This is a genomic window from Rhizobium sp. Leaf371 (assembly GCF_001424045.1).
Classification (GTDB): Bacteria; Pseudomonadota; Alphaproteobacteria; order Rhizobiales; family Rhizobiaceae; genus Ferranicluibacter.
The window spans coordinates 39,686-52,542 of record NZ_LMQB01000029.1 but is presented as its reverse complement, the minus strand read 5'-3'; the positions used below and the strand labels follow the sequence as shown (position 1 = coordinate 52,542).

Below are 12,857 nucleotides of genomic sequence, written 5' to 3'. Positions count from 1 at the left end.
CGGGCGCTGCTGCGAACAGATATCGCGTGGGAGATGCTTGCGCTTGCCTTGGGACGACCGCATTCCATGTAATCGTCCACTGACATGACGGCCGCCGCCGGCGGATGTTGAGGACCCATGCGCCGATACACGCACAGCACCATCCGGGACCAGATCCGGAAAATGACCGATCGCTGGAATGCGCAGTCGCTCGCGCGGCAGTTCTTCATCGCCGGCGGGGCGGTGGCCCTTGTTGCGATCGCGCTCGTGGGGGCCTTCGTCACCAACCTGATCGAAGCGACCGTGACCCGCAATTCCGCCGCGGCAACCGCGCTCTATGTCGACAGCATCATCGCGCCGATCCTTCCCGATCTGAAGACCACCGTCGCGCTGGACGAAACCGTGGAGCGGGCGCTGGACGAGACCCTGAGCCAGGGCGCGCTCGGACAGCGGCTGATCTCGTTCCGGCTGTGGCGCAAGGACGGCACCGTGCTGTACTCCAACGACAAGGCGCTGATGGGCCGCACATTCGCGCCGAGCGCCGATCTGCAGCGCGCCTTTTCCGGCGCCATCGTCGCGCATTTCGACCATGCGGACGACCCGGAGAGCCTGGCGGAGAAGGCGACGGGCAAGCGGCTCCTGGAGATCTACAATCCGGTGCTGCAGCCCTGGTCCGGCGAAATCGTCGCCGTTCTCGAATTCTACGAAGTGTCCAACGAGTTCGAAAACGATATCCGGACGGCCCGGTTTTCCACATGGGCCGCGGTCATTCTGGTGACCCTGCTGTTCTTCAGCGTCCTCTCGCTCATCGTGTTTCGCGGCAACCGGACGATCGAGCGCCAGCGCGTGGCGCTTGCCGACCGGATTTCGGAACTCTCCACGCTTCTCGCCCAGAACAAGGCGCTGAGCGCCCGCGTGCAACGCGCCTCGCAGCGCACCGCCGCGCTCAACGAGAATTTTCTCCGCCGCGTCGGGGCCGACTTGCATGACGGGCCGGCGCAACTGGTGGCCTTTGCCGGGCTGCGCATCGACAGCGAGGTGCTGCTCGATCCCTCGGTATCGCGCGGTCGACGAGAGCAGGAGATCACCGCGATCAAGGACAGTCTCGACGAGGCCATGCGCGAGATCCGCAGCATCTGCACCGGCCTCGTCCTTCCCGATATCGAGGCGCTCGGGGTTCACGAGGTCGTCGAGCGCGCCGTCCGCGCCTATCGCCAGCGCACGGGCGCGCGGGTGGCGCTGGTGCAGGAGACGCCGGCCGAGCTGCCAGCGCTCTCCACGGCCATGCGGATCTGCGTCTACCGGTTCGTGCAGGAAACGCTCAACAACGGCTATCGGCATGCGCATGCCAAGGGGCAGAGCGTGCGGCTCGATGTAACCGGGAGGACGGTAACGGTTGAGACGGCCGACCAGGGGGCGGGGTTCGACCCGTCCGCGGTCCAGCCGAGAAGTCTCGGGCTTGCGGGCCTGCGCGAACGGATTGAAAGCCTTGGCGGTCAGTTCAATATACAGGCCACGCCGCAAGGCACCATTGTCACGATGCGCCTCGCGCTGGAGGAGGGGGAACAGATATGACGCAGACGATCAGCATTGCCGTGGTGGACGATCATCCGCTGTTTCGCGAGGGGGTCAGCCGCAGCCTCAATGAAATCGGCGGCTTTCGGATCGTCGGCGAGGGGAGCAGCAGCGCCGACGCCGTCCGGCTGTCACGCGAATGCGCCCCCGACGTCATGCTTCTCGACATTTCGCTGCCCGGCGGCGGGCTGGAGGCGATCGAGCCGATCCTGGAAGACTGTCCGACGCGCATTCTGATCATGCTGACCGTGTCGGAAAGCGCTGACGATCTGAAGACCGCCATCCAGCGCGGCGCCAAGGGCTACGTGCTGAAGGGCGTGGGCTCGCGCACGCTGGCCGAGATCATCCGCACCGTCCATTCCGGCGAAAGCTACATTGCGCCGGCGCTCTCCTTCAAGCTGGTCGCCGACATGACCGAAGCGCATGCCAAGCCCGCCGATCAGGACGCGCTGGCCAGCCTGACGGCGCGGGAGCAGGACGTGCTGAAGCTCGTCGCCTCCGGTCTCAGCAACAAGATGGTCGCGCGCGACCTGAACCTGCACGAAAAGACCATCAAGCATCATATGACGCGGATCTTCGTGAAACTGAACGTGAAGAACCGCACCGAGGCAGCGCTTGCCATGCGGGATGCGCATCTTTCCCGCTGATGACGGTGGGGCGGATCGACCGTCGCCGCAACCGTCGCCTCTGACATCACCGGGCCGCCAGCCGCCTCAACCGGTCGCGATCCGCGCGCGTCGCGCGGCGATCGACGACGATGCGACCCTGCGCGTCGCGCATCACGTAGCGCCCACGGGCGAGCTGTTCCCGAAATCCGTTGCGGTGGCGAACGCTTAAGGCCAGACCATCGGTCCCGTCATCCTCCGGCCTCGTGAAGGCCGGGAGGCTGGTGGCCGGCGCCCGGGTGGAAGGACCGGCTTCCGCATTGCTGTTTCCTCCGGTCCTGCTGCCCGCCGCGCCGCTATTGCCCCGACCACCGCCGTTCCCGCCGCCATTCCCGTTCCCGTTCCCGTTCCCGCCATTGCCTCCGCCGTTCCCGCCCCCGTTGCCGCCACCATTCCCGCCGCCATTGTTACCGTCCTTGGCAAAGGTCGCGGCAGCGTCGAACGAGACCGCGCTGTCCAGCGCGAAACGAACAGGGGCCACGGCCAGAAGACAACCCAGCATGCCGACAAGATACAGATTTCGGTTCATCATCTCTCTCCGGATCCCGGCGCATCCTGATCTTTGCCATCCTACGTCCCGCAGCCGTGCTTGGACTACACCGGGAACGCCGTCTCATCCTGCCATGCCCCATTATAGGGGTTCCGGTTGAAGCCTCTGCGATGCCCAAGGTTCCATTTGCGGGCCGGCATCCAACCAAAGACCGTCCCCGCCCGACCAAGGTCTGATGCCGGACGGGACGGAAGTCCCGGCCCGGAACCGTCGCGGACCGCACGCGCAACCGGTCGAACAGTGCGCGGCCTGTAAGGAAAGACGTGCGGCGATCCCGATCGGTTTCGCCCGCGTAAGACATGCCCGTTTAAGACAGGGCGGAGGACGCAAGCCCGCCGCCGCCGATCGGGTGTAAACCCTCGATGTCCCCCCGGATTCAGTCCCGGTTCATCTTCCAAGCGTCATATCGGGCTTGGAGAAACGCTATGACCGACACGTTCAATGATCAGAAACCGCCTGCCAAACGCCGCCTGCCAGGGCTGCGGCTCAAGCGGGCTGCCGGCGGCCTGACGGTCCTGATCGGCATGAGCTACGCCATCGGCAGCTTTGCGGCGCACGCGCCGAGCGATGTCGGGATCGGCGCCAGTTCCTGCGCGGCCACCATCGAAATGCTCGGCGACGCCCATTTCGATCGCATCGTCACGGCCTGGAGCTCCGGCTTCATCAGCGGTTCGAATGCGGACCCCGTCGGCGATCCGTCACGGCAGCGCGACATCGCCACCGTCTCGGAAGCCTCCATCCTGCGCCATGTCCGAACCTACTGCGCCGCCAACCCCACGGAAACCCTGGCCTCCGCCGTGGAAAGACTGTTCGCCAGCCTGCCGGACTATCATTAGCGGCCGGCCAGGGCCGTCGATGGTGCCTCATCGACGGTCCCCGCCCGCGATCCTCGTCTCAGCGGCTATAGACCGCCGTCATGCGTGCGCTGCCGATCGTGTTCGCGCCGATCATAAAGCCCGCCAGCGCATTGCTGGCGTTGTCGGGCAGATCCAGACGCTCCGTCGACAGGGCGTGCACCGTGAACACGTAGCGGTGGACGGCGCCGGGAGGCGGGCAGGCGCCGCCGAAGCCGGCCACGCCGTAATCATTGGTGATCTCAACCGCCCCTGCCGGCATTGTCTTGCCCCCGCTCGCGCCCAGGGCGAGGGAGGTCACGGAGGCCGGGATGTTCACGACGTTCCAGTGCCACCACCCCGAGCCGGTCGGCGCGTCCGGATCATAGGCGGTGATCGCAAAGCTCTTCGTGCCCTGCGGCGCGCCGGACCAGGACAGTTGCGGCGAGCGGTTGCCGCCGTCGCATCCAAAGCCTTTGAAGACGAAGTCGGAGGCAAGTTGCGCGCCTTCGGCAATGGACGTGCTGGACAGTTTGAAGTCCTGCGCGCTGGCCGTGGCGCCCATCAGGGTTGCCAGCAGCACGCCGGCGAGAGAAGCGGTCTTCAGCATGATGATATGTCCTTTCGAGACGATTGATCACGCTGTCTTCGATAGATCGCCGCCCGTCGTCGCGCTTCCGGCCAGCGCTCAAAGACTATCGAAAAACGATCATTCCTCCGCAAATCGGATCATGCGCGGCGTAATGCCGAACCTTTTTCGAAAGGAGTCGGAAAAATGCGACGGGGTTTTGAAGCCGCAGTCCAGCGCGATCTGCGAGATCGGAAGATCCGTCGACTGCAGCAGGGTCAGGCCCTTCTCGAGGCGGGTGTTGAACAGGATCCGGGCGAAACCGGGCCCCGATCGCGCCAGCCATCGGCGAAAGCTCGCCTCGCTCATGGCAAAGTGTCCGGCGACCTCTGCCACCCGCCAGGGATGGCCGAGGTCCGTCTCGATCAGCCGCCGCACCTTGCCCCAGGGCTGCTCCTCACCCCGCTTCGGCAGGTGTACCCCCTTCTGGCGGAGCCAGATCAGGGGTTCCAGAAACCGATGCTGCCGGATGGCCGGCGGCAGGTCGTCCCTGCCGAGCGTGTCCTTGATGAGATCGAGAATCTCCGACGGCCGATGCGCCGCGGCGCGCAGCACCTGAATGCCCGGCGAAGTGGCGCGCTGCGGCTGGTCGGCAAAAACCCTATCGACCAGATCATGGGGAAAACACACGCCATCGGCCCGGTAGCGCGCCTTGAGGATCGGCCGATTTTCGAGGGTCACCACGGAGCCGGGCGGGAAAATCAACACGTCCCCCGCCTCGCCGATCACCTCCCCGTTCGTCGGGCATTTCACCCGCTTCGATCCGGTTTCGATGAAAAAGAGGAAGGTCTGTGTAAAATACAGGTCCGTAAACGTCGCGGACGTCGCCTGGGTGACCGAGAGAATGGACACGCCGGACCCTGCCATGTCCATGCCGACGCCCTGATCCTGTTTTTCGTGCTTCACGGGCGACCCTTGTGACGGAAACCTCTGCGCTCCCCCCGTTGTGAACCCTCCTGCGCCCTCGATCAACGGCATCGACACGCCGACAGGGGTTGAAACGGCGGTATCCCGAGACCTCCGTGGTTCAACACGTTGGCCTGGGAAACAGCGATCAACTGATTTGTGAATGCTGAATGTCGATCCGTCCTGGCACGACTTTGGCAGAAGTTTGATTTTTGAGATTGAACGAAGCCGTGGCCTGCTGCCGTCGTCATCCCGCGGTCGCTTTATCTGCATCGAACGGGATATAATCCGTATCATAGCCGAAGTAGCGGGGGCCGACGAGCGCGATGCCGGCGGCCGTCTTCCATTGCGGGTTGCAGGGGAAGGCAAGGGCGACGAGGCGAAGGCCGTAGCGTAGGGAGTCCGCCGTGACCGGATTGCCACTTTCGGCTTCCAGAAGCGTGATGAGATCCGGCGTGGTGCAGACGATCTCGCCATTGCGCTCGGCCATCAGAAACTCGTTCTGGAAGTCGAGCCGGAACGTCTGGCCTCTCCAGTCCTCCACGCCGTCGAACCGTGCCGTTCCCCGGGCAAAGCCTCCGATCGTGCGGCGATCGATATCCGTCAGGCGGCCGTGGAAGAGGACAGAGGCGCTAAGCTTCGCTGCGATGGCCGCGACCGGATTTGCGTTCGACAGCCGGCTTTCCCGCAGCTCCAGCCCCAGATTGGCGCAAAGAGACAGCGTGCCGCGAACGACGCAGGCCTTGGCCTGCCTGCCGCTCATCGGGTAAAAGGCGAGAAGCGCCGATCCGCCCATCTCGACGGTTGCGGCGCGGGCCAGCCGCTCCGTCCAGGCATTGCTGACAGTTTCGAGCACCAGCGCGTTGCCCTTGTCGTCGCAGAGAACCATGGGTGTGGCGGAGATGCCGTGGAGAGTGAAGGTTACCATCTGCAATTCGGGATAGGCTCGCCCCATGCCGTCGCCATCGACCAGCGGCAGGCCTGCGGCGGCGGCCACCACGAAGGGCGTCGTGGAGTTGACGCCACCGGCTTCGCCGCAGAGCACCGCGTCGATCTTGCGGCCGAGGAGGTGTTCCAGCTTGCGGAATGCGTTAAGAAGCTCGTCGCCCTGCGGCAGCTTCTCCGTCATCACCGTTGGCGCCCCCATCATGCAGACGGGAACGACGAGGGCGTCGTCGGCCAGCTCGCCGACGTCGATCAGCTGCACGGCGCCGTGCCTGCGGATGGCCTCCTTGGCCATGAGCTTGCCGACATAGGGATCGCCCCCGCCGCCGGTGCCGAGAATGGCGCCGCCAATGGCGATATCATCGAGATCCTCGGCATGGATCGTTCTGAGAATCTTCATGCACGGCGCTCCCAGCTTTGCGCATTGTTGTAGGTCATCGGCTCGAAGGTGAGCTCCGGATAGCCAAAGGCCTTGGGTCCGACGATCTCGAGCGCACGCGGCGTCTTCATCAGGTCGTGGACCGGCAGGCCGATCACCGCGATGCGCTGTCCATAGCGCAGGATCTCGGTGGTCAGGGGCTCGCCGGTGTCCAGTTCCAAGTTGATGATGAGGTCCGGCACCATGGCGACGGCCACGCCATCGACCCAGAGAACGAGGTTCTCGTTCTGGATCGCGATCCGTGCTTGCGAGCCCGCCCACTGGCCGACGCCCGATAGCAGCGCTTCGCCTCTGGCAAAGCCGCCGGTCAGTTCCCGGCGGATGTCGGTAATCTTGCCGGTGAAGAACAGGGTCGCCCCCGTCGTCTCGACCACCCGTTCCACGACGTTCCGGCGCTTCAGGCGGGCATCGAGAATGGTTCGCCCGATCTCCAGCGCCTGCGTCACAGTGCCCGGCACGGAGGTTTTCTTGACGAAATCCCCACGCATCGGGGCGACCGCGAACCCCGCGCCTGCTCCCATGGCGACGGAGGCGTCGCGGGCGAAGCGCTCCAGCCAGAACATATCAACCATCTGTTTGAAGACCACGACATTGCCCTTGTCGTCGGCAATGGCGGCGGGCGCCGGTGCGGCGCCATAGATCATGTAGGTGGTCATCTGCACTTCGGGGAAAGCCCGGCCCATGCCATCGCCATCGACGACCGGAAGTCCGGCCATGGCGGCCGCAATGATCGGCTCGATGGCATTCGCACCGCCGATTTCGGCCGAGATCATCGCGGAGACGGTCACGCCTACCGCTTCTTCGACGGCGCGCACCGCGCGGTAGCATTCGCCGCCTTCCTCGATTTTCTCAACGCCGACGACCGGTGCGCCGATGCCGCCGCACTCTGCCACCCAGGCATCGTCGGCCAGCGCTTCGAGCGGCAGCACGCGCACCTCGGCGCCCTTGCGCATCAGTTCGCGGGCACGCAGCATGCCGATATAGGGATTGCCTCCGCCACCGGTTCCGAGCAGAGCGGCCCCCATGGACAGCGGCAGGAGATCGTCTTCCGTGAGGAGATAGCCTTCAACCGGCATGCAGCTCTCCCACGGCCTTCACGCGGATCCGCGTGGCGTTGCCCGGCAGATAGGCGAGCGGAACGTCCTCGACATCGACGATCTCGATGCTGTCAGGTGCTGCGCCGGCGGCAATCGCCGCATCGACCGCGCGCTGCTTAGCGTCGTCGAGCGCCTTGTCACGACCCAGTTCTGCCAGCGCATAGACGCGATCGATCTCGCCGGAGACCTGCGCGATAGCGGCACCCACGGCATTCGCGACGCCGAAATGCGCAGGCTTGATAACATCGAGCCCGCTCAACGGGCCATCGACCAGGATGGAGCCGCCGCCGACCACGATGACCGGTAGCGGATCGGGAGACAGGCGGGATTTTTCGACGCAGTCTTCCAGCATCGCGTGGATCTTCGCTTGTACGCGATCGATGAGATCGGGGGAAAGATGGGCGACCTTCTGCGCTTCGCCGAGCGACGCACGGCCGGCGGCGACCGCTACATCGGTTGTGGTCAGCGTTTCCCCGCCGAAGATCAGCGCCTCGGTTTTGATACGGTAGCCGACGGAAACCGGGCCAACCTTGATGCCACTGTCCGTTTCCACGACATGCGACCCGCCGCCGAGGCCGATGGAGAAGACATCCGGCATGCGGAAATTGGTGCGAACGCCGCCGACTTCCACGGCGATGGTCGCCTGGCGGGGAAAGCCCTTGTGCAGCGAACCGACATCCGAAGTCGTGCCGCCGATATCGACCACGATGGCATCGCTGACGCCGGAGAGGAACGCTGCGCCGCGCATGGAGTTCGTCGGCCCCGAAGCGAAGGTCAGGACCGGGAATTTCTCGGCGAAGCTTGCATCCATCAGCGTGCCGTCATTCTGCGTCAGGAAGAACTTTCCGGTGATGCCGGCCTCGCGGATCGCGTTGCGGAAGGCCTCGATGACGTGAGCGGAGAGGTCGCGCAGGCAGGCATTCATGATAGCCGCGTTTTCGCGCTCCAGAAGCCCGATGCGGCCGATGTCGCTCGACAGCGTGATGTGCACGCCGGGAATTTCCGCTTCGAAGAGGGCACCGGCGCGGCGCTCGAAATCCGTGGAAACAGGAGAAAAGACCGAGGTGATCGCGATGGTGCGGATGCCCTTGGCGACGATGTCGCGAGCGATGCTCCTCAGCTCCACCTCGTCGAGCGGCGAGATGACGCGACCGTCAAACTCGTTGCCGCCATGTGCGAGATAGGCGTGGTTGCCGATCGACTGCTTCAGGTCTTCCGGCCAATCGACCATCGGCGGCAGCGAGGCCGTCGCGGGCAGGCCGAGGCGGACAGCCGCGGTCTGCGCGAGATCGCGACGCTGGACGACGGCGTTGGTGAAATGGGTCGTGCCGATCATGACGAAATCGACGGCGGAGGCTTCCATTCCGGAGGCCGCCAGCACGTCGCGCAACGCATTGACGACGCCACTCATCACATCGGCGGTGGTTGCGGATTTGACGCCGGCGATCACCTCCGTCCCGTTCATGACCACGGCGTCCGTATTGGTGCCGCCGACATCGATGCCTATCCTAATCATGGGTTTTGAACCTTCTTGCGTGTCATCTCTGGGCTTGTCATGCTTGGCGATCCGCTGCGTGCCGCAGCGCGATCAGTTGTTCGGGCGTCGGAAGTTCGCCGTCGATCAGCGGGATGACGGGGCGGAGTGCTGCTTCCTCCGCCGAGATGACGGGTACGGAGGCGATCAGCAGGCGCGTATAGTCGTGGGACGGACGTTCGAAGACGGTGTCCGACTTTCCGTGCTCCACGATGGCGCCGCGATAGAGCACGCTGACCTCGCGCGCAAAATTGCGCATCAGGCTAAGATCATGGGAAATGAACAGATAGGTAAGGCCCATCTGCCGGCCGAGGTCGGCGAGCAGGTCCATGACCTTGGCCTGCACGGACACATCGAGCGCTGACGTCGGCTCGTCCAGCACCAGAAGCTTCGGCTCGACCGCGAGCGCGCGAGCGATCGCGACGCGCTGCTTCTGTCCGCCGGAAAGCTCGTGCGGATACCGCTCGGCGAAGGCCGCAGGCAGCTGCACCATGTCGAGCAGGGTTGCAATGCGCGCGGGACGGCCGATGCGGGGAAACCCAAGCGCCTCCAGCGGCACCGCGATCGACTGGCCGACGGTGCGGCGCGGGTTGAGCGAGGAGCCGGGGTTCTGGAACACCATCTGCACGCGCCGACCATGCGCCACGCCGTCGGATCGATCGTGAATGCGACGCCCGTTGATAAGGATGTCGCCGCTGTCGGGCGTTTCCAGCCCCATGATCATGCGGGCGATCGTGGATTTGCCCGATCCGCTCTCGCCGGCAAGGCCATAGACGTCGCCCGCCGCAATCGCCATCGAGACGTTGTCGACCGCCTGCAGCGCGCCGGTCCTGCGGCCGAAGGCGTTGCGGATCGGGAATGCCTTGCAGAGGTTCTTCAGCTCCAGCATCGGTCCGTTCATGTCGGAACCTCCGCGGTTCCGAAGCGCCGCCCGCCGGTCAGGCGCGGCACGGCGTCGATGAGGCTGCGAGTGTAGTCATGCGCCGGGGCTTCGAAGATCGCGGCGGTTTCGCCCGCCTCGACGATGACACCCTTCTGCATGACATAGACGCTGTTGCAGGTCTCCCGCACGACGCCCAGATTGTGGGTGATCATCAGAAGGGCAAGGCCGCGCGCCTCGACCAGATCCTTGAGGAGCTTGAGGATCTGCGCCTGCGTGGTCACGTCGAGCGCAGTTCCCGGCTCGTCGGCGATCAAAAGGTCGGTCTCGCTCAGGAGCGCCATGGCAATCAGCACGCGCTGCCGCATGCCGCCGGAAAGCTCGATCGGGTAGGCGCGCGCCACCCGCTCGGGGTCGCGCATGCGCACCTGCGCCAGCGTGTCGTGAACCCGCTGCATGCGATCTCTCGAGGAGCGGGTTCGGCCGAGGCGTTTGTCGGCATATTTCAGGATCGTCGCCATCTGGTCGGCAATCGTGAAGACCGGATTGAGCGAACTCATCGGGTCCTGGAACACCATCGACATCGCCGTGCCGCGCAGTTTCAGGCGCTCCTTCTCCGGCATGGTCAGGAGGTCCGCGCCGTCATAATAGATCGCGCCGGAGGTGATGCGGGCGGGCGGCTGGCGCAAAAGGCCCATGATGGCCTTCATCGTCACGGTCTTGCCGGATCCGCTCTCGCCGACGAGCGCTACCTGCGAGCGGGCGGGCACATCGAGGCTGACGCCGTGCAGGACGGGGACGGTCTGGCCATAAGTGGTGAAGGAGACGGAAAGGTTCTCGACACGAAGGAGGGGGAAGCTCATCGGACCTCCTGGACGTCGAAAAGGTCGCGCAAGCCATCGCCGAGCAGGTTGAAGCCGAGCGCGACGAACAGGATCGCGAGACCGGGAAGCACCGATTCCCACCAGAAATCCGGCAGGAAGCCCGCGCCCTGCGCGACCATGGTGCCGAGATCGGGCGTCGGCGGCTGGATGCCGAGGCCGAGGAAGGAGAGCGAGGCACCGACGAGAATGACGAAGCCGCAATCGAGCGAGGTCTTGACGGCGATGGCGGACACGCAGTTCGGCAGGATCTCCCGGAAAAGGATGTGGATCTTGCTCGCGCCGAGCGTCTCTGCCGCCTCGATGAATTCCTGCGTCCGAATCTGTTTGGTGATCGCGTAGATCAGCCGTGTGTGCCAGGTCCACCAGAGCGCGGCGATGGCGAGGAGGGAATTGACGAGATCGGGCGAAAGGACTGCGGCCACGGCCAGTGCCATGACGAGCGGAGGGAGGGCAAGCGCGATATCCGTCACGCGCATGATGACGGTTTCCACCCATCCGCCGAAGTAACCGGCGAGAAGACCGAGGATCGTGCCGATGGGGACGGCGGTGCCGAGCACGACGAAAGCCAGAAGAAGCGAGATGCGCATGCCGTAGATCGTGCGGGTGAAGATGTCGCGCCCGACATTGTCGGTGCCGAACCAGAAGGTCAGCGACGGCGGCTGATGGCGAGCCCGGAAATTGACGACCGCGCCGACATGCTCCGGATAGGGCGTGATGAAGGGCGCGAAAAGGGCGGCGAAGATGCAGAGGAAGACGATCGCGGCGCCGATGACCGCCGTCGGATTTCGCGAGAAGCGATACCAGTTCCGATAGGCATTCGAGAGGCGGCGCGTTTCTGGAACGAGGGAGGTCTGCGTCATCAGCGGCGCCCCCTTATACGGATGCGCGGATCGACGATGCCGGTGAGAACGTCGATGACGAGATTGGCGAGCACGAAGAACACGCCAGAGACGATGACCACGCCCATGATGGCGTTGAGATCCTTCTGCAGGATGGTACGCACCCCGTAGGCCGCCATGCCGGGCCAGGAAAAGACCAATTCCACGACGAAGGCATTGCCGATCAGGGACGCAAATTCCAGGCCCAGAATGGTCAGCGGCGGCACGAAGCTCGGGCGCAGCATGTATTTGAAGACGCGCACCCGCTCGGGAATGCCGAAGGCGCGGCCGGCTTCCGCATAATCCTGGCTGGAGACGTCGATCATCGAGGAGCGGGTGATGCGGGCGATCTGCCCCATCGTCGCGGCCGCCAGCGCGATCGACGGCAGAAGCAGGTAGCGCAACGCTTCGAGAAAGACGTCGAAACGACCGGCAAACAGCGCGTCGATTGTGATCAGGCCGGTGTTATCGGCCGAAAAGGCCAGTCCCGGCGGCAGGCGACCGGTTGTCGGCAGGACATGGAGAACGTAGCCGGCGAGGATCTGAAGGAGGATGGCGAGGAAGAAGCTTGGCGTCACGGCGGAAAAGATGGCGATGATGCGCACCACGTTGTCAGGCCATCGGTCCTTGTATCGGGCGGCGGCGACGCCGAGAGGGACGCCGAGCGCGAAGGCGATCGTGATGGTCGACAGGACGAGCTCGAAGGTTGCCGAAAAGGTCTGGCGGATATCGTCCGCGACCGGCTGTTCCGTCAGTAGAGACCGACCGAGATCGCCCCGCGCGAGGCCCGCGACATACATGCCATATTGCTGGACAAGCGGCTGGTTGAACCCCAGCGTCTCACGCAATTGCTCGACCTGTTCGACACTGGCCCGTGGCCCGAGCGCCAGCCGCACGGGATCGCCCGGCATGGCGCGGGCGATGATGAAGATCACGACCGAGAGCCCGAAGAGCACCAGTAGCGACCATGCGACACGCCTGAGAAGGAAGAGCAGGAATTCCAAGAACCCGGCCTTTCGAAAGAAACGGAACATCATGGAGGAAGGCGCGTGTTCCGGTCCGCC

At 64.7% G+C, this 12,857-nt stretch carries 13 protein-coding genes; 3 read left to right on the top strand and 10 right to left on the bottom strand.

From position 1 onward, the window contains the following. Window positions 1-162: 162 nt before the first annotated feature. Both ASG39_RS22110 and ASG39_RS22105 read left to right on the top strand, forming a co-directional pair. Window positions 163-1,554 carry a sensor histidine kinase gene (locus tag ASG39_RS22110; RefSeq protein ID WP_156468242.1) on the top strand — a complete coding sequence of 464 codons (1,392 nt, stop codon included), beginning with the start codon at window positions 163-165 and terminating at the stop codon, window positions 1,552-1,554. Then, on the top strand, window positions 1,551-2,201 hold the full coding sequence (locus ASG39_RS22105; RefSeq protein ID WP_062597133.1) for a response regulator transcription factor: 651 nt from the start codon (window positions 1,551-1,553) through the stop codon (window positions 2,199-2,201). The genes ASG39_RS22110 and ASG39_RS22105 overlap by 4 nt, the downstream gene beginning before the upstream one ends. Before the next feature lie 46 nt (window positions 2,202-2,247). On the opposite strand, the gene ASG39_RS24035 is transcribed toward ASG39_RS22105, so the two are convergent. Beyond that, window positions 2,248-2,751, bottom strand: coding sequence for a hypothetical protein (locus ASG39_RS24035; protein WP_062597132.1), 504 nt, complete (start codon window positions 2,749-2,751; stop codon window positions 2,248-2,250). Between the two features lie 443 nt (window positions 2,752-3,194). On the opposite strand from ASG39_RS24035, the gene ASG39_RS22095 reads away from it, so the two are divergent. Continuing rightward, window positions 3,195-3,605 carry a hypothetical protein gene (locus ASG39_RS22095; RefSeq protein ID WP_062597131.1) on the top strand — a complete coding sequence of 137 codons (411 nt, stop codon included), beginning with the start codon at window positions 3,195-3,197 and terminating at the stop codon, window positions 3,603-3,605. A gap of 58 nt (window positions 3,606-3,663) precedes the next feature. Here the strand turns inward: ASG39_RS22095 and ASG39_RS22090 are convergent, their stop codons facing one another. The 9 genes from ASG39_RS22090 to ASG39_RS22050 form a co-directional block, all read right to left on the bottom strand. Continuing rightward, on the bottom strand, window positions 3,664-4,212 hold the full coding sequence (locus tag ASG39_RS22090; protein WP_062597130.1) for a YbhB/YbcL family Raf kinase inhibitor-like protein: 549 nt from the start codon (window positions 4,210-4,212) through the stop codon (window positions 3,664-3,666). Window positions 4,213-4,311: 99 nt separating this feature from the next. Continuing rightward, window positions 4,312-5,409, bottom strand: a complete 1,098-nt coding sequence (locus ASG39_RS22085) for an AraC family transcriptional regulator (protein WP_244481310.1) — start codon at window positions 5,407-5,409, stop codon at window positions 4,312-4,314. After that, entirely contained in the window at window positions 5,384-6,481 is a 1,098-nt protein-coding gene (locus ASG39_RS22080; RefSeq protein WP_062597129.1) for a DUF917 domain-containing protein, read from the bottom strand. Before ASG39_RS22080 ends, ASG39_RS22085 begins: the two co-directional genes overlap by 26 nt. Beyond that, window positions 6,478-7,596 (bottom strand): DUF917 domain-containing protein, encoded by a 1,119-nt coding sequence (locus ASG39_RS22075; protein WP_062597128.1) that lies wholly within the window; start codon window positions 7,594-7,596, stop codon window positions 6,478-6,480. The genes ASG39_RS22080 and ASG39_RS22075 overlap by 4 nt, the downstream gene beginning before the upstream one ends. Then, a complete protein-coding gene (locus ASG39_RS22070; protein ID WP_062597127.1) occupies window positions 7,586-9,133 on the bottom strand; it encodes a hydantoinase/oxoprolinase family protein in 1,548 nt (515 codons plus the stop codon). Before ASG39_RS22070 ends, ASG39_RS22075 begins: the two co-directional genes overlap by 11 nt. A gap of 37 nt (window positions 9,134-9,170) precedes the next feature. After that, a complete protein-coding gene (locus tag ASG39_RS22065) occupies window positions 9,171-10,052 on the bottom strand; it encodes an ATP-binding cassette domain-containing protein (protein WP_062597126.1) in 882 nt (293 codons plus the stop codon). Further along, window positions 10,049-10,894 (bottom strand): ABC transporter ATP-binding protein, encoded by an 846-nt coding sequence (locus ASG39_RS22060; RefSeq protein WP_062597125.1) that lies wholly within the window; start codon window positions 10,892-10,894, stop codon window positions 10,049-10,051. Before ASG39_RS22060 ends, ASG39_RS22065 begins: the two co-directional genes overlap by 4 nt. Then, window positions 10,891-11,775 carry an ABC transporter permease gene (locus tag ASG39_RS22055; RefSeq protein ID WP_062597124.1) on the bottom strand — a complete coding sequence of 295 codons (885 nt, stop codon included), beginning with the start codon at window positions 11,773-11,775 and terminating at the stop codon, window positions 10,891-10,893. Before ASG39_RS22055 ends, ASG39_RS22060 begins: the two co-directional genes overlap by 4 nt. Next, on the bottom strand, window positions 11,775-12,797 hold the full coding sequence (locus tag ASG39_RS22050; protein ID WP_062597275.1) for an ABC transporter permease: 1,023 nt from the start codon (window positions 12,795-12,797) through the stop codon (window positions 11,775-11,777). Before ASG39_RS22050 ends, ASG39_RS22055 begins: the two co-directional genes overlap by 1 nt. Window positions 12,798-12,857: the final 60 nt, after the last annotated feature.